Below are 20,823 nucleotides of genomic sequence, written 5' to 3' on the forward strand. Positions count from 1 at the left end.
ATGGTTGCCCCCATGCAAACGCACCCGACACAGATACACATCCGCCGCGCAGCCCTGAATGAGATGGACGCTGCTTATGAAATTGTGTGCGAATACTATGAAGCTGTTGGAGTTCTGGTGCGCGAAGACAGAGCTTCCTTTGAACATCAGTATTCGGGAGAGGGAGCCGGGGTCTGGCTGGCCTCAGCCGCGGGGGAGGTTGTTGGCTGCATCGCCCTGCGCCGCCTCTCCCCTCGCTCAAAGAGCGGCGAGATCAAGCGTCTGTATGTTCGTCCGGAACATCGTGGACATGGGATTGCTGAGGCGCTTCTGCATCATTTGGAAAAATACGCCCGGAATTGTGGATATAAAACACTTTTCCTTGATTCGAAAAAAGATCTGATGCCCGCGGTCCGTTTTTACCGCAGGCATGGATATGAGTTCTGTGGCCGCTATAACGACAACCCCCAGGCAACCATCTTCATGCGTAAAGAGCTTTAGGCCTGTCCGGGAAAGGCCATAACCAGACGACCTGTTTCTGATAAACTAAAGTGGCACCTGACATGATGCCGACGTAGCTCAGTTGGTAGAGCAGCCGATTCGTAATCGGCAGGTCACCGGTTCAAGTCCGGTCGTCGGCTCCAGCATTTTGGGGCATTTTCTATCGCCCAGCATTTCGGGCCTTGTTACTCAAAACGCCCCGGAGACCAATCTTTTCAAAACTGGGCCAGTGTTTCCAGAAGTTTGCGGGCCACAGCCTGTCTGCCCTCTTCGTTCAAATGGCCGCCATCATACGTGTACTCCGGGGCCAGAGTGTAGATTTTTTCCCCATGAGAGATGAAATATACGCGAGACCCGTCGGGAAGAGTGGACTCTGCCTCTGCAAGGTCAAAGAGAGGCTGTTTTCCGGCATATTCCTGTCGAAGAAGCTGATTGAAGTGATGTCGTTTTTCTGCGATGGCGCGCTCGGTAGGACGACCAAGCAGGTTTTTCAGCCATGCCTTCCATGATGGCTCGACGGTCGTCAGCGGGATCGTGACATGAATGAGAGTCAATTGCGGATAGCGTGCGGCCAGCATACGCATGTTCTCCCGGTAGTCTGCGAACATTTTGTTTATGTCTGTCTCAGGACGAATGTCCACAAAGCAGTATTTGTAGAGGGCGATGCCTCCCTGCTCTCCGAATCCTTTCTCGATGATGTCGCGAAAAGCCAGATTTTTCGACTCAGGGTCTCCGTTACGACCGATATGCGATTCCATCCATGCCGGCCCCGGCACGCGATGCGGGTCCTCACTCGAAATGATGTGCAGATTGTTTCTATGAGCCTGCTTTTCAATATCGCGCACACCGTCCAGTATGTTTTCTCCGACCGATTGATGACCGAAGTAAATGCGCAAAGATTCAAGCTTTTTCCATTGTGTCTCTGAGATCATGACCGGCTGATGTTCCTTTTTTTGGCAGGAAGAGAGTACTGGTAAAACAAACAGGAGCGCTATGGCCAACTTTTGCATTACGATGCCACAGTTTTGCATTCCCGCAGCGCGGCCTTCACCACTTTGCCAGATGCATTTTTGGGCAACACATCCAGAAAGACAAATTCTTTGGGAACCTGCATGGATGGAAGGGTCCTGAGGCAGAATTCACGCAAAGACAGCTCCGTTTGCGATGCCTTGCCCTCACGAAGAACGACATACGCTTTCACTGCTTCTCCTAAGATTTCATCGGGCACGCCAATCACGGCAGCCTCCAGCAGGTCTCCACACTCAAGAAGTTTCTCTTCGATTGCGCGGCAGCTTACACGGTTCCCACCGCATTTGATGAAGTCCTTGGCACGGTCCACCACGTAGATATAACCATCGCTATCTACTGTGGCCAGATCACCAGTATGAAGCTGGCCATTCTGGAAGACGGCCGCTGTGTCCTCAGGCGAGCGCCAATAACCCTGGGCAATGTTCTCGCCTTCAGCAACAATCTCTCCCACTTCTCCTGGGGCGGCCTCCCGTCCTTCACACAGGACCCGAAGCTTGACACCCGGTATTCCCTTTCCGATCGATCCCGGCTTGCTGTCCAGCATTTGCGGAGGCAAATAAGAAAGCCGTGCTGTCGCTTCGGTCTGCCCGTACATAAGAAAAACCTCAACCCCGGGCAATGCGTCGCGCAATTCATGTACGAATGCCGGGGCCAGATGTCCTCCAGCCTGCTGCACATAACGGAGACATGGGAAGCTATATTTTCTTAACGACGATTTACGCAACAAGATCTGGTAGTGGCTTGGGACCCCAGCAAAGCCCGTACAGCGGGTCTCAAGCATTCTCTCCAGAATCTTCTCAGGAAACAGAAAGCGCGGATCGATTACGAGGCTTCCTCCTACGCGAAGATGGGTATGCAGAAGAGAGGCCCCAAAGCAATAGTGGAAGGGCAGGACCGTCATGATGCGGTCACTGCTGGTAAGCCTTAGATATTCAAGAATAGATTGCGTGTTAGCAATGATGTTTCCATGCGAAATCATCACCCCGCGGGGCCTGCCTGTGGTACCGCTGGTGAACATCAGAGCTGCAAGGTCCTTGCGGCAGATTTCAGGAAAGTCCAGATCTGAACCGAAGCGGTTTTGCTGCTGCTGGACCGACCCTTCCTGCCGGTATAAAGGAACATCCGAAATTACCGGCACGCTCAAGGAAAGCTTATTCTTCAAAAACACCCGGGCCGGAGCACAGGCAGCTTTTGGCGCGGCCACTTCGAGAATGTAGGCCAGTGTTTCCTGATCAACATTCGCTGGCAGCGGCACGCAGACCAGACCGGCCCGCAAAATCCCAAGATAAGCCGCAACCCAGAAGTACCCGTTTTCTCCAATCAGGAGCACGCGGTCTCCTTTGCGACACCCTAGCTGCAGCAGATGGGAAGCCATGCACTGTGCTCCAAACGCCAGATCGCCATAGGTCTTCTCAGAATCCAGCAGGAGGAGCGCTGTCTGCTCCGGATCTTTCCCGGCGAGCAGGTAGTCATAGACACTTGAAGAAGCTTCGTTTTCTGGCGTTTGGGTTTCGTGCGTCCCAGACTGGAGCAACAAGGGTCTTTTCCTTTCTCTTCTTTGGTTTTCGAGGGCCCGTCGGGTCAAATCTCGCATTCATCCACGGGTTCCACCAGCAGAGGTTCCATGCGCAGATATCGCGTGACAGACCGCTTCGCGTCAATCTGTTGATAGGCGCGCTCCACTGCACTGACGGAAAGTCCTGCACACTGGGCGATTTCCTCGGGCGGCAGTTCATGGTTCCGGCCAAAAAGACAGAGGTCAAACTGACGCAGAGGCATCGAAAAGTAAAACTCTTCCTGAGTCTGCTCCAGAGAATAGGTGTCGGTTGTTGGCGGCCGCTTCCGTATCTCCTCAGGGACGCCCAGATACTCAGCCAACTGATACACCTGGGACTTATATAAATGTGCAATGGGCTTAAAGTCCGCCGCTCCGTCCCCATTCTTCACAAAAAAACCCTGATCGTATTCAAGACGATTCGGCGTGCCAGCCACGGCAAACTGGTACCGGTCTGCATAGTGATACTCAATCATCTTGCGGGCGCGCTGCTTAAAGTTGGTTGAGGCAAGAATGCCCAGGTAAGCCTCCGCCGTAAGTCTTCTCTTGTGGACCGTACCATCCGGGGCCTGTACAACGAGAGAAAAGAGGGAATACTTGCTGTCTTCGTGAATGGAAGGCAGGACAATCTTCATTTTGTATCCCTGCCCATACTCGGGAAAAACCGTGCGGATGGCTTCGTCCCGCCGCTCATAGCAACGGGCGCCTTTTAAAATGGGGCTGATGTCTTCAATAAACGCGCGCGCACCAAGTGCTTGAGCGACGCTCTGGCCGAGACGCAGACTGTCATTGGAAGAATCAAGCTCGGGCGTAAAGAGAAGGACGGTACGTTCCGGGCCGAGAGCGCGGGCACACAAAAACGCCACAACACTACTGTCAATTCCGCCAGAAACACCGATCACAGCACCCTTGCGCCTCAGGCGCCTGAAGACCATCTCCCGAATAGAAGACTCGATACGCTGCACCTCGGCTTCGGCATCCAGTCGCAGCGGATCGCTGAGCAAGGTCATGGACTCTGTTTGCTTCACGGTTTGTCTCCGTTCACACCTGCAGCTGCAAGTTCCGGCTCTGCAGAAGCCGACTTCAGGGCCAACTTGCGGGAAATATAGGCGACGAGGTTGTCGATTGAGTCCAGGTTTTCCGGAATGAGCTCGTGGTCCTCAACCTGGATCTGATACGTCTCCTCAATATGGAGAACGAGTTCCAGGACACCGGTGGAATCAATTACGCCCTTGCTGATAAAAGAATCTTTGTCTGTCAGCCCGGCGTCGTCACCGAACAGATAATTCGTTACGATGAAATCGCGAAGTTCTCGCTGTAGGTCGTACATTCGCTTTCCTGCTTTCTCTCTATTTTTCGATTCTGGTCAATCAATTGGTCTATCAGGAGTGACGTGGAGAGGATGCCAACCAACGCCATATTGTCTCCGGCATTGGTAGGCCGCCCGGACCGGAATTTCTCCAACAGCATCCGGACTGGTTCTGGTTTAAAGATGCCTGTATTCTTCAGCGCTTCAGGCGACAAAAGCTCGTCTACATAGCTGCATGCTTTTCCGGTAACAAAACTCCGGCCATCCGGAGCTCGATAAGGCTGCTTGGGGCGCGACAGAATGGACTCAGGCACGAGCCCTTTGGCCATGCGCTTCAGCAGATGTTTCTCATCAAGCGCCTTCATCTTCAGCCTGGGCGAAAGACGTGAAGCAAATTCGACGACGCGGTAATCCAAAAACGGATAGCGGCCCTCAATCGAATGAGCCATGGCCACCCTGTCCCCTTGCGCCGAGAGAATATAGCTGGGGAGAAGATGTGCAGTCTCCAGGTACTGGGCCTGACAAAATCCGTCCCACCCTGAAAATCCTTCTGGAAGACCATCCAGCATCTCAGACATGCAGTCATAACCGGCAAGCTGAGAGTGCACTTCATCACTGAAGAAGTTTTTGGCACGCGAGGTAAGCGTCCAGCGCGGCAGATGAGAAAAGAAAGGATCATTTAAGCCAGATGGATCTACGTGAAAAAACCGTTGCAGGTAGGCAGGAGATTGCTTTTGCACCGATTCTATATAGGGGTAGAGCTTCTTGAGCAGAAGAGGACGCAACCTGGAATTCAAGTCCCTGGCTATGAAACGGCGCACCTTCGCCTCTTTGAAGATGTCATAGCCTCCCAGTATCTCGTCGGACCCCTCGCCTGTAAGGACAACCTTGAATCCGTTCTCACGCACCAGCCGGGACAACAGATAAAGCGGAGCAGGTGCCGTGCGCAGGACAGGCTGCTCCATATGCCAAACTACATCGGGGAAAATTTCTCCAATGTCCTGTGCTGAGCAGCGGATGGTTTCATGCCGGGTCCCAAAGAATCTTGCAGCTTCGCGCTGCCAGAGGCTCTCATCAAGATCCGCATCCTCAAATGCGACAGAGAATGTTTGCAGATTTTCCGGAACAAATCTGGTAATGAGCGCGGTCGTGACTGCCGAATCCAAGCCGCCGCTCAGATACGCTCCTACCGGCACATCGGCACGAAGGCGGATCCGTGCCGCGTCCAGAAGCAGTTCAAAAAGCAAGTCAGAGGCGCGGTCCGCCGCCTGAGGCGAGTCGTCCACATCCCACTCATAATGCAGCTTCCAGTATTGCCAAACTTTAAGATCGCCATCTTTCAAAATGGCGGAATGCCCCGGAGGAAGCTGATGAATGCCTTTAAAAATTGTCCGTGAAGGAAGCGGGCACCAGAAAGTGAAGATCTGATCGAGTGCCTGCAAATCAATCTGCCGAGGGACACGAGGGTAGGTAAGGATGGCCTTTATCTCTGAGGCAAAAAGAAAGGCCCTCCCCACGCTTGCATAATAGAGTGGCCGAATGCCCAGGCGGTCACGCGACAAAAACAACTGCTGCCGGATATCGTCCCAGATGGCAAAGGCCCATTGACCATTCATCCGCTGAACAAAATCCGGGCCATACTCCTGATAAAGATGCAGAATGACTTCTGTGTCTGATTTGGTCTTGAACGAATGCCCCTTCTGCTCCAGCTCCCGTCTAAGTTCGATGTAGTTAAAGATCTCCCCATTAAAGGTAATCCACAACGGAGCATCGTGAAGCTGCATGGGCTGTTGCCCACCGGCCAGGTCCAGGATGCTCAGGCGCGCGTGCCCCAGCGACGCAGTACCGTCGATATGCAGTCCCTGCTCATCGGGTCCGCGGTGAACCAGCGTCTGCACCATGCGCTCCAGTGCAAGAGCCCGGAAGGCAGTGGAATCCTGGCTGATGATCCCGGCAATGCCACACATAATTCAGCCTCTCACCCGTATCAGCAAGCAATTTGGCTTCCAGAAAAGGCACCACTGATGGCCGGAACAACAAATAACCCGCACCTTGCGGTAGGAATTTTGCCTTGAAATACAGGCGAGACGGCATAATGACCCACAGGCCACAAATGATTTTCCCTTTGAGAAAAACTTTTCACAAAGGCGGCAGCACGTTGCCGCCACGAGAAAGGCCGTCCCTCTTCATGCGTTGGCCCAAAACTTAAATTTGCGGATCTCGCCTTTCGGCATTCGGTTTGCAATGTAAGAAACAGGCTTCATTTCACCCAGGAGTAAGAGGTCCGTCCCCAAACAGATGAAAAATACAATCCATCGACCAAAGTACGTGATGCAGACGCTGTTTTTCTGTTTCGCCCTGAAAGAGAGAAAGTAATCATGCGCGAAACGGATCCCAGCTTGTTTCCTGCAAGAATGCCGATTGAACTTCGGTTTCCTGACGATGGTCCTGTCCTTGAGGGGGTGATCGCAGAAGTACGGGGGAGAAAACTCTTCTTCTACACGAATTGCCAGATGAAGCAAGGAGATGTTGTTTTTGTCGTGAGTATTCCTCCTGAACTTACGATGGAGCCTACGATCAACATTGCCGGCTCAGGAAGGATTCTGGACATTGAGACCATTTCGGCCAGAAATTTCTATGTTGAGATGGAAATTGACGAAGCGGCACCTTTGACGAGGGCCGCTTCTCATTATCCGTTTGCCAATGTACGAACGCCCAGAACGCGATAATCCTTGATCGCGCTTTTCGGAATATAGACAAGCCTGTTGTTGCTGCCAGGATCCGATGGATGCAGAAAGAACCCATCTGCAATTAAATGATGGATGGAGTTGTGTACTGTGCCCTCCATAATCTCATCATCCTTGAATTGGACTTCCACCCAGATGGCCCCGACCTCTGGACCGTGAATATAGTAGCGCAAATTGTTACGCTCGCTGTTTCCCGTGAAGGAATTCACAAAAAACATGGCCTTGATGCTAGAAAGGTCTACCTGCACGGGGCTTCTGTCTTCTGAAGAAAAAACAGTGATCGTTTCCTGAAAATTCTGCCGAGGCCTTTCCAGTACAGATTGCAGGTCTTTCGGATCTTCGACAGGCAGGAAACCTTTTACAATCTGCCCACCTTCTAGATGGACCACTACCTTTTCTTCCGATTTTGAATTTCTTTTCTCTTTTACATGCCTGGATGCTGTATCTTCTGCCTCTGTTTTCATCTTTATGCCCTTATGGATTGAGGTTCAGAGAGACCATAGTCCCGGATCTTATACAAGAGCGCTTTGTAACTGATCTTCAATTCTGCTGCCGCCTGGCGTCTGCTCCAGTTGTTGCGATCGAGGGCCGCCACGATGGCTTCGGCTTCTGCATCGGCCTTCACACGGCGTACGAGCTTTTTCAGGCTCATCGCAGTTGTATCAGCACTCTGATTTGCACTAGGGAAAGACCTGCGATCTCCGCGCAATTCGGCCATCATCATCTGCTCATCGCCCAAGACAAGAAGGCGCTTAACAAAGTTTTCCAATTCCCGCAGGTTTCCAGGCCAGGGATAACTCTTACAGGCACGCAGCATTTCATCGGAAAGCGTCAAAGACTTTTGTCCATACTTGTCCGACAGCTTGCGTACAAAGTGGCGAATCAGGATGGGAATTTCTTCTCTCCGCTCGCGCAAGGGTGGCAAGTGAAGAGAAAAACCGTTCAACCGATAGAAAAGATCTTCCCGGAAGCGGCGTTCCGCAATGGCCACCTTCATATCAATATTTGTGGCCGCTACCACTCGCACGTTGACTTTGATTGTGGTGCGCCCGCCTAACCGGGAAAAGCTGCCGTCCTGCAATACATGCAAAAGCTTGGCCTGAAGCGCAGGAGGCATTTCACCAATTTCATCAAGAAAAATAGTGCCGTTGTTGCAAAGTTCAAATTTTCCTGGCTTCGCTTTTACAGCGCCCGTAAATGCACCCTGCTCATAGCCGAACAACTCGCTTTCCAGAAGGTCTGCTGGCATTGCGGCGCAGTTGACCTTGAGAAAGGTTCGATGGGCCGCGGGTGACATCTTATGAATAAACTGGGCCAAAACTTCTTTGCCCGTACCGCTCTCTCCCAAAATGAGCACTGGCAGATCCACGCGAGCAATGGTTGTGCATTGAGAAAACACCGTCCTCATGCGCTCGCTGGCAAATACAAAAGAATTACCGTCAGCCAGGGGGACCTCGCGCGCCTGGTTTTCCAGAGAGCAATCCACGATTTGAACACAGCGACGGAGCGTTTCGACCACATCGTTCTTGAACAGTGGCTTCAGAATGACGTCGAGTGCCCCGCGTCGCATGGCATCAACAATTAGGCGCGGGTCATAAGAGCACGACATAATGACACAGGGAACGCTCGGATAGATCTCGCGCACCATTGATAAAAAAGCAAGCCCATCTTGCCCTTGCAAGTGCGCGTCAATAAGAATCGCGTCCGGTCGAGGACCGCTCTTGAGTTTTGCCAATGCTTCCTCGCTTCGGGAAGCTCCGGTGACCCGGCAGGCTTCGCCGGCAAGAAGTGAGCGTAGATGTTCCAATACTCCTGGCTGATCGACCAGAAATATCTGGGCGCCATTGAGTCCAGAGTTAAGGCCAGAATGAAAACCTGGATTGGCAGGCGGCAGAGCTTGTACGGTTGCCATGTTCGTTTCTCCAAGGCGATACGGATTTCTTCCATGAAATACTGCGTGTCTGGTCCATGGTGGCAGACACCAGTTATATCCCTGCTCGTGTTCAGGAACACCCTTAATGGAAGCGCACCATGAATTGCTTGCCAAATAGTGTTTCCCGATCAAACATCGTTACGGCAACTACGGGGAGGGATTTTTGCTGCCAGACGCACTCTCATCGGTGCGCTCCAGCGCCACTTTCATACTTTAGGGGAAAGGTACAACAGGAACGACTATACAAAAGCAAAATTTTGCATGTCAAATGAAAAAGTATTTACACAAACGATTTTTGAATAAGTGTTGCAGAACCGAACATATGACTCAAGATATAGTACTTTCTTCTTATTTGTATCAGCACTTATTACTCATCGTAGCTGCTGCAAGCCGCAAGATTTGGCCAGAGAAATGCACAACTATTCTGAAACACTATGCACCTGGAACTCGATACGATCTCCTTACTCTCGGCCGAATGGAAGCTACCGCCACCAGACGTCATTTTTGGCGAGAGTGCCGTGATGAAAGCACTGCGGAGCAAGCTGGTGCGCATTGCTGAAACAAATATCCCCGTACTGATTCGTGGAGAGAGCGGAACTGGCAAAGAAGTAATCGCGCGTCTTTTACATATGATTTCTCCAGGGAAGCCAGGGGCCTTTGTAAAAATAAACTGCCCAGCAATTTCCGCCACACTGCTCGAAAGCGACTTCCCAGGCAATGTGCGTGGCACCTGGCCCGGTGTTCTTTCCAGTTCATCTGAAAACTCAGAAGATTCTCCACCCGGGACTTTGTTTCTCGATGAAATCGGAGATCTGGATACTGATTTACAAGCCAGATTGCTTGAACTACTCCAGGATGGGAGTGTTTGCCGTACCGGAGAAAGGGCGGAAAAGCAGTTCCCTACCCGTATTATCTCCGCATCGAACCACAACCTGGAAGAAGATGTTGTCGCCGGAACATTTCGCGAGGACCTTCTGTACCGGTTGGATGGCGTCACAATCTCACTACCACCTCTACGCGAGCGTAAAGAAGATATTCCGCGGATGATCGATTTTCTTATGGCGCATCATGGCGAGGCACTCAATTGTGCAGCCCGACCTCTGTCATCTTCTGCAATGCAGGCAATGATGGACTACCCCTGGTATGGAAACATTCGCGAGCTAGAAAATGTGGTCCGCAGGTACATCATCTTCGGACAGGAAGATGCCATTCTGGATGATCTGACCCGGGGAAATGCTCCGTTCTTTGCCGCAGCTCCATCTTTTGATGCTGACTTTTCGCTAAAGCGGATTACCCGGCAGACCGTACAGGAATTAGAGCGAAAACTTATCCTTCAAGTATTGGCAGCTAATAACTGGAACCGCAAAAAAGCTGCACGCATACTCAAAATCAGTTATCGATCACTCATGTATAAAATCCGAGAAATGAACGTTCCGCCTTTGCGTGCAAGAGATACACAGCAGGCAGATCCTGCATAAATTTACGCCTTCTTCTTTTCGAAAGGGATTTGCTATCGCACAATCAATGTGACAGGCACACTTTTCGTCAGACCATCCAGCGTCGCATGGATCTGGACTGTGTAAGTGCCGGCCTGCAACCCTGCTGGCGCTGTAAAGCTTCCGGGCTGAATACCACAGGCCAGGGATGCTAACAATATCCCAGAGACCAGGCAAAATAACATGGTGCGCATAAGATAGCGGCGCCGTTTCAACCCTGTGAGAAATGGGAGAAAGACTGCCAGACTGAATGCGGTCGTCTCAAAAGATCTTGCAGTCGATTGAGGACCAATACTCACAACCGCATTAAAGGTTTGCCCATTCGCGGAGGCCGCCGCACTCCCTAGCTGCTGCACAGTACAAATTGTATTTTTCGGAAGGCCAGAGCAAGTAAAACTCGGCTTATCATTCGATGCGCCTACAAACGTAAATTGCAATTGATAATTTGCAGCCTGACCGCTGGTCAAGATTTGCGAAGATTGGCCAATGACGGCAAGCAGAAAATCAACCCCTGTGCCTTGAAGCGGTACGACCAAAGATGAGGCTAGATTAGTGCCGGATACGGTCAGCATTCCGGTACGGCTTCCTGTTTGTGTTGGAGTAAAAGTAATACCCAGGATGCAGGAGCTGCTCACTGCCAGTGAGCTTCCTGCGGGGCATGTATTGCTGGCAACCGCAAAATCGCCACTTATCGTAAAACTCAGCGCCGTAACTGGGGCGCCTCCGTTGTTGACCAGGGTAATCTGTTGGGGGCTACTGGTTGTATTAATTCCTTGTCCGCCAAAACCTGAGAGAGTTGAACTCAGCGAAAGGAGTGGCGGAGAAAGCCCTGTGCCGGAAAGCCTGACTTCCTGGGCACCAAAGACTGTACTTACCTGAAGCACTCCCTCTTCTACACCACTATGTGTCGGAACAAAAGTTACCGACACCGGACAGGACGTATGGCCTGCAAGTTGTGGAGCGCAACCATTGTCCATGGTGAAATCTCCGGAGAGGCTAACGGTCACCTGCTCCAGTGACGCATCACCATTATTAGTCAACGTCAATACCTGGGACGTGCTCTTATTTCCAACGATTACAGGAGAGGGAAAGGTCAGCATGGATGCCGAGAGATCTGCCGTTGCCTGCGTCAAACCATTTCCAGAAAGCGCTACCAGATGGCTACCTTCCGCATCCTGGATGCTTAATGTTCCTGTCCGCGTTCCGGAGAGTTTCGGAGCAAAAGCAACTGCGACCGTACAACTGGCGCTCGGCGCTACGGACGTTCCGCAGGTGTTCCCGCTAATTGTGAAATCACCGCTGACAGTGGACGATTGCAATGTTGCACTGCTATTTCCTACATTCGCGACGGTGACAGTCTGTGTAGGTGTTGTGTTGCCGATAACTGTAGCGGGGAAGTTGACTGCGCTTGGTTGCAATTGAAGTTTTGCTTGCGTCTGAGATTGTTGCGTGGTGGATGCTTCTATCCAGCAACCCAGAATTGCGGCTCCCGTGTCAGGGCCGATTGTACTGGTCAGCGTCGTTGAGGCCTGCGTTCCGGATGGGACCTCACCCCACATCGTCACCAGGTTTTTACCTGGATAATTCGCACTTTGTGGATTATGGAAGTTTGTAACATCGAGCAGCGTGAAGTTATTTGTAACCGAGAAGTCTGATATCGGAGGCGTGGGCACTTGATTTACACCAGCGGCACCAATGCAGACGTCTTTGGTCCCTGTAGTGGCGGAAGTGGGACCAAGTGTCCAGGACGTGTTGTAGTAAAGGGGATCGGCAGCATAGGTATCTGTTGCGGTTACCGGACCGATATCATAAACATAGAGATTCCATGCACCCCAGAATTGTGGCGGCACCAATGTAATGATGTCTCCCGCATTCAGGGGATTTTTGAGCACCGAGGACCAGGCCCAGATTGTGTCTGCTGTGCCTTCGTCCTGCTGTGTTGTCAGGTAAGTATAGGTATTGCCTTCTGTGTCTGACACAGCATTGGTGGCAATGGTTGTTGTGCTGGGGAACGAGACGAAGACCACCACGCCGTGTCCGGCAGGTACAGTTACTCCGCTGGGCAGAGTACAGGTGGCCGGCGAAGCTGCTCCACCGTTGACCTCAGCCTGGGTAAGACAAATGCGATAGACGCGAGCATTGCCACCGCCGCCTCCAATGGTTCCTCCGCCCTGGGTTGTGATTGGGCCTACGCTTGTGGCTGGCTCGGTAGCAGCGTACTGCCTCACGAGTACATTTTCAAATTCGGCGGTGGAACCAGTTTCGCCATACAGCGCGATTCCGCCTGAAGGTAATGCATTGGAACTATCTGTTACGGAAACAACCGGGACATTATTCGCAAGGATGTCGATCACGTTTCCGTGTACTTTTGCGGTGAGACGGTTCCACGTGTTTGCAGTGATCGTTCCCGCATTGCCGCCACCCAGGGTCGCTGTAGCATTTCCCCCTGAATTGTTTACCCAGCTATAGGCATACAGATTTGTACCGCCATTCAGGTCATCATAGAGATTGATTGAGTACAGATTCGAGCCATTGGTGGCGCGAACACCGAGTCCCCAGACGCGCCCTGCGGTCTGCTTGCCAAAAACGTCCGCAACATAATTCGTTCCGGAATACGTCGAGTAAAGAATTTGCCGGTTCGTAGTAATTCCCTGGGCTACGGAGGACATTACGCCATTTTCATTTGTATCGGAAACAACGGACCATGTTCCGCCGGAAGCAGTCCAGTTGCTCGAATTGATATTGCCTTCACTGAAATCATCAAAGAAGAGAAAGGTTGCAGGGCCATTAGATGCCGTGGTTGCCGAGGGATTGCCATAGTACATGAAAATGGTTGTCCCTGTAGTGGGGATTGAAGGCACATTGACCCAGAGGACCGCACTCGTACTATTCCAGCTCTCAATCCAGAACGGGATTGCCGTCAGCCCGTCCGATGCCGTAAAGCGGATGTCCGCACCGTTCGCTGCTGCCTTCGTAAAGTCAAAGTTCGAACCAAGCTGCACCTTTACCTGGAAGTTGGAGAGCGTCGATCCGTTCGAGTTCGTGATTGTCACGGCACTGCGATATTGCCAGGAAGGCGAGAACCAGTTCCCTGAGGCCGGAGCAATCGTAAGGCTGGCCGTACTTGACGACCCCAGACTGGAAGCTATGATATTGGCTGTCGTATTGGCAGAGACCGTTGTTGTCGTTACCGTAAAGGTTGCGCTTGTGGCCCCGGCTGCAATCGCCACAGTTGCAGGAACAGATGCAGCACTGTTGTCACTCGACAGATTCACTACTGTACCACCGCTGGGTGCTGCCCCATTGAGCGTCACCGTTCCCTGCGTGGTATTTCCACCAAAAATATTATTCTGGCTCAAGGAAAGCGACGCCAGCACGGGCAGCACTGTAATAGATGCTGTCTGGGTACTGCCCATGTAAGAAGCTGTGATCGTAGCAAGAACGCTCACAGCCGTGGGTCCGCCGCTGATTGTAAAGTTAGCTGAAGACGCACCTGCCGGGACCGTAACCGCAGCAGGCACACTTGCTGCGGCGTTATTACTGCTTAGAGAAACGGTTGCTCCTGTTGATGGAGCCGGACTGCCAAGAGTTATCGTCCCTTGGGTTGTTGCGCCGGCAAGGATCGACGATGGAGCGATGACAAACGATGACAGCGGAGGCTGGATGGTCAGGGTCGAACTGACGCTTGCTCCCGAATAACTGGCAGTTATCTGTGCCGCAGTGGTTGTGTTCACCGCGCTTGTGTTAATCGGAAAGACACCTGAGGTTTGTCCGGCTGGAATCATGATGCTTGCCGGAACTGACGCAACGGAATTGCCGCTCGAAAGAGTTATCGTCGCGCCGCCTGAGGGCGCAGGTGCGTAGAGCGTAACAGTCCCCTGGGAAGGACTTCCTCCCTGCACGGTAGAGGGCGAAATCGACACGGATGAGAGATATGGATTGATGGAGAGTGTTGCCGTCTGACCGGAGCTTCCATAGGTTGCGGAAATGGTTGCAGAAGTTGTCGTGGCAACAGACGTAGTCGTTATCTGAAACGATGCAGAGGTTGCGCCAGCAGGCACCGTTACGCTGGCAGGCACCGATGCAGAAGAAGAAGTACTGGATAGAGAAACAACTGCTCCGCCTGCAGGCGCGGCAATCGCCAGAGTGACTGTTCCCTGCGAGGTTGCACCACCCAGCACAGAAGATGGAGAAACGGTCAGAGAGGAAATTCCCGCCTGAGTAGCTTGCCCAACAGACGCAGTTGGATCCACGACCGCATATTTTCTTACCAGCAGATTGTCCCACTCCGCATTCGAACCAGCTTCGGCATAAAGGGCCACGCCACCAGTGGCCAGAGTAGAACTTGAACCCTGCGCACTTTGGCCGTTTGTGTCTACTTCAATTGTTCCCTGATGGACCTTGGTAACTATCTTGTACCAGGTATTCGGCTGGATATTGCCTGCCTGTAGCTGCAGCACCTGCATGTTGGCAATATCGCTGGTGTTGTTAAACCATCCATACGAATAGAGGTTGTAGCCGCCATTCATATCTCCATAGAGATTGACGGAATACAAGTTGGACCAGGCCGTCGCATGGACCCCCACTCCCCATACATCTCCCAGAATTTCCCTGCCGCTGGCCTGCACGACATAATCACCTGCGGAATAATTCGATGTGACCAGGACCTGCCTGGATGAGGTTTGCGCCTGCGCTACATGTCCCTGTGTTCCATCCGGCTGCGTGGCAGGAACAATTGCCCAGACGCCACCCCCGCTGACCTTCCATTTGGAAGGGTTAAAGGTTCCGAAGGCCTGCGGTCCGGCAGAAAGACTTGCAGTGCGCAATTGCAGTGTCCAAACGCCATTTGTCTGCTGGCAGTTGTAGTTATAAAGTGTGCTTCCGAAAGCCTGCTGGAACATGCAGGCCCCACCATTGGCCAGGACGGGATTTCCGGGAACGAGTGTAAATCCGGACTTCGGGGAGCTACTTGAATAAACATTCGTGACCCACTGCTGCGTGGGATCTGTCCCCTCAGTGGAAAGATAATATTTTCCGTTGTAGTAGAACATGCTGGGAGCAGCCATCTTCGCCTTTGAGCTCAGCACAGTCGAGGTTGCAGCCGTGTCCAGCGCTGTAATCGAAGACGCGCTCCTTACATAAATGTTGAAGTTGGATGAATCGTCGCCATGATAGTAGTACAAATACCAAAGATTGTCGTTCGGATTAAAAAACAGATTCGGATTCTGGTTTCTTAAACCAGATTGCGCCTTCACAATGGGCTTCACATCGGTGAAATGGAGTCCATCGGTGCTGGTAGCAAGCTCGATATAACTGCTGCTGGTGCAGAAGTTCTTTTCATACAGCATGTAGTAGACACCGTTGACCAGCTGCACGGTCGGCCAGCGGCCGCCGCTGATAAGCGGGTTACCGGTGTACTTTGTCCAGTGGGTAAGGTCATTACTGTAAGCAATACCAATTCCGTCGCATTGGTAAGTGCCATAGTAACCCGAATAAGTGTAGCCATTTTGGTTTGCCTGTACCACGCTCAGGGTGTGCGGAGGATTGGCCTCCCAGGTTTGGTCCTGCACCATAACAGTAGTGGGACTGCTCTGGGCAAAATATCCCGTCTGCGTGCCATAAGGAGTTTCAAAATCATCAAAGAACTCAAACACATTGTTGCCGTTAGAGGCCGTGGCTGCATTAGGGTTCCCGTAATAGATAAAAAGAGTGGTACCTGTGGTTGGAAGATTCGGCACCTTGACCCAGATGCTGGCCTTCGAGGAAGCCGCATTCCAACTCTCAATCCAGAATGGAAGCTGCGTCACGCCATCGCTTGCAGTCACTCGAAGATCAGAGCCGTCGCTTTTCGCCGCTGAAAAATTCGTCTCGCTGCCCAGGTTGATGTTGACCTGAAATTGTGAAAGTACGTTCCCGCTGGAGTTATTGATGGTGACTGGGTTACGGTACAACCAGGCAGGATCCATCCAGGCTGCGTTCTGGGCGTGCGCCGGGCGCAGAACGACGATACAAAGTGCGATTGCGAATATCAGGTTTCTCTTCATTCTTTTTTCCAGTCAGAAACAGACAACTGGCCCCATCCTGCAGGGACAAGCTTGCATGTGAAATGCCATTTGCTCCCCGGCCCCAAAGTGGCTTAAGACATCTGCACAGCAAGTCTTGATGCGCAAGACTTTTCACATCCGTGGAACAGGTGTCTGTTTTGGTGGATCTAGATCGCGCTTGTCTCGGCAGGGACAATGGAAGAAGACATCTGTTTCCGCTCTGCGGATTTCGCGCGCGCAATCAAGAGCCATGCAAACGCTATGGTCCAAGTGGCATGTGCCAAGTAGGCCAGGAGCCTTGCAAGCCCAAGTCCGAAGGCCCCACGATGGACAAGCAGCAGGGTGCTCGCAATAAACACTGCAGCCCAGCCGGCATTCATGACCATGCCCGTCCACATGCGCCCGGATGCCGCGATGACATCTCCAACCGGAATGAGCACAGCAAAAATGGCGGCGGTAAACAGGACCGCAACAAGCGTGGACCAACCATGTGCATACGCCGGTCCGTAAAGTCGCATGATCCATGGACTCAGGGCCGAGCCCAGGAATGCCGCAGGCAGCACAATCACCGCATTCAGACGCAGCATAAAGAGCAAAACTTTTCCCGAAGAATGGCTGTCTTTGTTTCCCATGCGCTCAGAGAGCAGCGGCAATAATCCACTGCCAAGGACAGTCGGCAGAAAAAGCAAAGCACCGTACCACTGGTTCGCAGCGTTATAGATGCCCATTTGCGCATAACCTTTGGGCTGGTTTACCAGCATCGCAGCACAGATCCAGTTCACTGGTGCAACCATGACACCCGATAAAAGCGCCGGAACGCTGTACTTCCATAGAACATGGAGCTCCTGTGTCCAACCCTGCAGGCGAAGCGGAACACCGCTCTTGCGCGACTCCTCAAGCAAAGCAAGACGACGGAGAAACCAGTCTGCACCGCGGCTGGCCACCATACCCCAAAGTACGCCGTTCAGCCCATCGGCCCAATAGCCAATCAGGCTGAACGGAAGGTTTAAAAGACCTACAATCGCCTGTATCTTTGCGGTTGTGCGAAACGCCTCAAACCCGTAAAGAGCGCCCTGTTGGGCTCCATTGATGGCGGCCAGCAGCAGAATCAAAGAACCGATGCGCAGCGATCCTGTGAGCTGTGGAGCGTTCAGCGTATGGGCTGCCAGATACGGCGCGGCCACATAGAGCACGATGGCCGTAATGGTCGCGGTAAATCCCGCAGTTACAGTGGAGAGCGCCAATATCCGCCCTGCACGTTCTGGGTCTGTGGCCCGCAGTTCGGCCACATGTTTTGTCGCGGTCAGCCCCAGTCCGAACCCCGCAAATACAATAAAAAGATCCACGCTGTTGTTGATGACGCCAAGCTCGCCATAGTGCGACGGCCCCATCCACCGGGCAAGAATTACAGAAACCGGAATCGCAAGGACACGTGAGGCAACGGTACCGAGGAGCGTCCAGAACGCGCCATGCGCAAGACGCCGCCCCAGAGGATTATGACTCATCCATTGCTGAACCGGTCGGGAAACGAAGTAAAGGAGCTGTTTCATTTGTGTGCGCTACTGGTTTCTGCCTGTTGCGATGTGAAAGTTTTTTCCCATAGCGGAAATCTGGTCGCCGTTTTTTCCTCTACCTTGAGAAGCGCACGCCGAGTTGCCTCCAGAAATGCTTGAGCAACCTCGTGTGAAGAACACAATTGCCGCAATGCTTCATGAGGAGCAAGCTGCTCAAGTGTTCCATTTTGCTGCGCCAGACTGAGGCCTTCGAAAACCGCTACCAGCCGATCACTGTCGCCTTCCCGGATTTGCGTGAATCCTGTACCGAAGGCGGCCAGGTCTGCAACGACCCCTTTTTCCGGACTGAACGTCAGAATTGGCTTTCCTGCAGCGATATAGTCAGCACACTTGGAAGGGAAAAAGATTCCCTCTTCCATGCGGGCCTCAACCAGAACACATACTGTAGCGCTGGCGATCCAACGCAGGCTTTCTTCGTAACTCACCGGGCCGACGCTATGCACAAACTCCTGCAGTCCAAGCATGCGGACCAGATTCGCTGTTTCTGGGTCTTCCGGGCCCACCAAGGTAAGAAAGAATTCGGATGGCCTGGGTTGATGCTTCTGGACGAATGCAGCCATTCCATGGAGAAGCGTCCGAGTCGAGCGGCCAGTAAACTCATTGGCGCCCAGCTTTCCTGCATGAACAAGATGCAATCCCTGGCCTGGGCGGGAAGGAAGGCTCCAACCGATGTGCGGCAGAACAGTACTCCGATGCGGAATATCTGCCAACGCCAGATGATAATTGCGGAGTCGAGAGGAACAATATGTGACGAGATCCGAATTGCGAAATGTTTTTCGCATCCAGTAGTTTGAAATGACTTCAACACGTTGAAAATACAAAAGAGCACGCACTGCATGGATATACCGGTGCAGTCGATTTCTCCGCATCGCATCGGGAAACAAGTGAAAGTCCCACGGATCATTGATGTTTGCATTCCATGGAATGCTCAATCTTTTCGATACGTGATATCCGGCAACATGCGCAATCATCGGTAGGGATCGAGACTGCACAAGATCGAATGGATTCGCTGCATGGAGCTGCTCAGCCAGGTCGACAACATCGCGCACCCACCGGGAAAAGAAGACCGTTCCGAATCGCAGGACAGATGGAATGGACTTGACCCAACTTCCAGACGTAAGTGGAAGGTCATGGGTAAAAGAAGAAAATTCCTTCCATAGACGCGAATTGTCTCTGCGTACTGCACCTGGATAGTTACTACAGGAAATTACCTCCACATCGCAGCCAGCATCCCGAAGTGCCTGGGCAGTCTTCCCTGCGCAGAAGGCCTCAGAATCCGCAGCGGGCGGAAACAAAGGACTAATCATCAGGACACGTTTGCGAGAGGTCGTCACTGGCCCACCGCCACAGGCAAAAGTTCTTCCTGCTGTACCGGTGCAACATCAAAACGCGCAGCAATCGCGTCCAGAATCCTCTGCGTCGCCTTGCCATCGCCATAAGGCAGGCAAATGCGCGACATGGCATGACAATATGCAGCATCGCTTAATAGCCTGGACGCTTCGCGCACGATGGCCTGGCGGTCTGCGCCCACAAGTTTTACCGTTCCACCCGTCAGCGCTTCCGGGCGCTCCGTTGTGTCGCGCGTTACTAAAACAGGTTTTCCCAGCGCCGGAGCTTCTTCCTGAACGCCACCTGAATCCGTAATCAAAAGAGTGGCACGCTCCATCAACGCTACAAATGGGAGGTACGAAAGCGGTGCAATGAGATGAATATTTCCAGAAGAGGATCCAGACAGCATTCTCATCACTGTATCGCGCACCTGCGGATTGAGGTGAACGGGATACACAAACTGCACCTCAGGAAATGCCTCGGCAAGTTCAAGAATGGCCGCACAAATGGCTTCGAGTTTTTCTCCAAAACTCTCCCGTCGATGTCCTGTAATCAATACGAGCGGTGTTTCCCGGCTAATGAGTTCGGAGGACAAACCGGGCACCTGAGGAAAAGAACTTCGTACACGGTCCACCGCAAGATACAAAGCATCAATCACAGTATTTCCCGTAACAAAGATGTCGTTGTCCGGAACACCCTCCCGCAGCAGATTCTGCCGCGCGCTCTCCGTTGGGGCAAAATGCAGCTTGGCGAGACGGCTTGTAAGAACACGGTTTGCCTCCTCTGGCCATGGAGACCGGAGGTTCCAGGTGCGCAGACCGGCCTCCACATGCCCGACCGGGATCCCGTGATAGAAAGCAGCCAATGCAGCCGTAAAGACTGTAGTGGTGTCGCCCTGGACAAGAACAATGTCTGGCCGCTCCCGCGCCAGATACCCATCCAGCGCGGTCATTGCGCGCGCCGTCAGGCCGCTCAATGTCTGGCCATCGGTCATCAGGTCCAGGTCCGCATCTGGAGTAATACCAAAGACTTCCAGCACCTGGTCGAGCATCTGGCGATGCTGCGCAGTGACACAAACATCGCATGTGTACTCGCAGTTTGCTTTCATCGCCAGGATGATGGGCGCTAGCTTAATGGCTTCGGGGCGCGTCCCCAAAATGACAGACACTTTCATACGCAGTGCTGTCTTGCATTCTCCAGACCAAACCCGTTTTCAAGGCAAAAAGAGGCTTCGCCCAGATACCTTGTTCCAACCAGCATCGCAGAGGACGCCTTGCTGTCATTGAAAGGAAGGGGTTTGCCAAAGATCTGTGAAAGAAGTGACTTT

At 52.5% G+C, this 20,823-nt stretch carries 14 protein-coding genes and 1 tRNA gene; 4 read left to right on the top strand and 11 right to left on the bottom strand.

What is annotated here, in order from left to right:
* A complete protein-coding gene (locus tag N655_RS0104875; protein WP_238324494.1) occupies positions 1–480 on the top strand; it encodes a GNAT family N-acetyltransferase in 480 nt (159 codons plus the stop codon).
* 67 nt (positions 481–547) lie between these two features.
* A tRNA-Thr gene (locus N655_RS0104880) sits at positions 548–623 on the top strand.
* Positions 624–695: 72 nt separating this feature from the next.
* Here N655_RS0104880 and N655_RS17345 read toward each other — a convergent pair.
* The 5 genes from N655_RS17345 to asnB all read right to left on the bottom strand — a co-directional run bounded on the left by N655_RS17345 (position 696) and on the right by asnB (position 6,340).
* Positions 696–1,412: an SGNH/GDSL hydrolase family protein gene (locus N655_RS17345; protein WP_155987512.1), complete on the bottom strand. Its 717-nt coding sequence runs from the start codon at positions 1,410–1,412 to the stop codon at positions 696–698.
* A gap of 77 nt (positions 1,413–1,489) precedes the next feature.
* A complete protein-coding gene (locus N655_RS17350) occupies positions 1,490–3,046 on the bottom strand; it encodes a class I adenylate-forming enzyme family protein (protein WP_162173488.1) in 1,557 nt (518 codons plus the stop codon).
* A gap of 44 nt (positions 3,047–3,090) precedes the next feature.
* Entirely contained in the window at positions 3,091–4,092 is a 1,002-nt protein-coding gene (gene nadE, locus N655_RS0104895) for an NAD(+) synthase (protein ID WP_202900317.1), read from the bottom strand.
* A complete protein-coding gene (locus N655_RS0104900) occupies positions 4,089–4,394 on the bottom strand; it encodes an acyl carrier protein (protein ID WP_026442091.1) in 306 nt (101 codons plus the stop codon). The genes nadE and N655_RS0104900 overlap by 4 nt, the downstream gene beginning before the upstream one ends.
* Positions 4,355–6,340: an asparagine synthase (glutamine-hydrolyzing) gene (gene asnB, locus N655_RS17355; RefSeq protein ID WP_069955807.1), complete on the bottom strand. Its 1,986-nt coding sequence runs from the start codon at positions 6,338–6,340 to the stop codon at positions 4,355–4,357. The genes N655_RS0104900 and asnB overlap by 40 nt, the downstream gene beginning before the upstream one ends.
* A gap of 411 nt (positions 6,341–6,751) precedes the next feature.
* On the opposite strand from asnB, the gene N655_RS20525 reads away from it, so the two are divergent.
* Positions 6,752–7,102, top strand: coding sequence for a hypothetical protein (locus tag N655_RS20525; protein WP_155987513.1), 351 nt, complete (start codon positions 6,752–6,754; stop codon positions 7,100–7,102).
* Here N655_RS20525 and N655_RS0104920 read toward each other — a convergent pair.
* Both N655_RS0104920 and N655_RS17360 read right to left on the bottom strand, forming a co-directional pair.
* Positions 7,063–7,509, bottom strand: a complete 447-nt coding sequence (locus tag N655_RS0104920) for a DUF6982 domain-containing protein (protein WP_155987514.1) — start codon at positions 7,507–7,509, stop codon at positions 7,063–7,065. The two genes, N655_RS20525 and N655_RS0104920, sit on opposite strands and share 40 nt — an antisense overlap.
* A gap of 77 nt (positions 7,510–7,586) precedes the next feature.
* Entirely contained in the window at positions 7,587–9,032 is a 1,446-nt protein-coding gene (locus N655_RS17360) for a sigma-54-dependent transcriptional regulator (protein WP_049961254.1), read from the bottom strand.
* 455 nt (positions 9,033–9,487) lie between these two features.
* On the opposite strand from N655_RS17360, the gene N655_RS17365 reads away from it, so the two are divergent.
* Positions 9,488–10,531: a sigma 54-interacting transcriptional regulator gene (locus N655_RS17365; RefSeq protein ID WP_044934000.1), complete on the top strand. Its 1,044-nt coding sequence runs from the start codon at positions 9,488–9,490 to the stop codon at positions 10,529–10,531.
* A gap of 32 nt (positions 10,532–10,563) precedes the next feature.
* Here N655_RS17365 and N655_RS0104935 read toward each other — a convergent pair whose 3' ends face one another.
* The 4 genes from N655_RS0104935 to wecB all read right to left on the bottom strand — a co-directional run bounded on the left by N655_RS0104935 (position 10,564) and on the right by wecB (position 20,670).
* Positions 10,564–16,593 (bottom strand): DUF2341 domain-containing protein, encoded by a 6,030-nt coding sequence (locus tag N655_RS0104935; protein WP_026442095.1) that lies wholly within the window; start codon positions 16,591–16,593, stop codon positions 10,564–10,566.
* 167 nt (positions 16,594–16,760) lie between these two features.
* Entirely contained in the window at positions 16,761–18,098 is a 1,338-nt protein-coding gene (locus tag N655_RS17370) for an oligosaccharide flippase family protein (protein ID WP_162173490.1), read from the bottom strand.
* Positions 18,099–18,139: 41 nt separating this feature from the next.
* Positions 18,140–19,474 carry a glycosyltransferase gene (locus N655_RS0104945; RefSeq protein ID WP_155987515.1) on the bottom strand — a complete coding sequence of 445 codons (1,335 nt, stop codon included), beginning with the start codon at positions 19,472–19,474 and terminating at the stop codon, positions 18,140–18,142.
* A gap of 23 nt (positions 19,475–19,497) precedes the next feature.
* Positions 19,498–20,670, bottom strand: a complete 1,173-nt coding sequence (wecB, locus tag N655_RS17375) for a non-hydrolyzing UDP-N-acetylglucosamine 2-epimerase (RefSeq protein ID WP_044934002.1) — start codon at positions 20,668–20,670, stop codon at positions 19,498–19,500.
* Between the last annotated feature and the right edge of the window lie 153 nt (positions 20,671–20,823).

The sequence above is a fragment of the Pseudacidobacterium ailaaui genome (assembly GCF_000688455.1).
Classification (GTDB): domain Bacteria; phylum Acidobacteriota; class Terriglobia; order Terriglobales; family Acidobacteriaceae; genus Pseudacidobacterium; species Pseudacidobacterium ailaaui.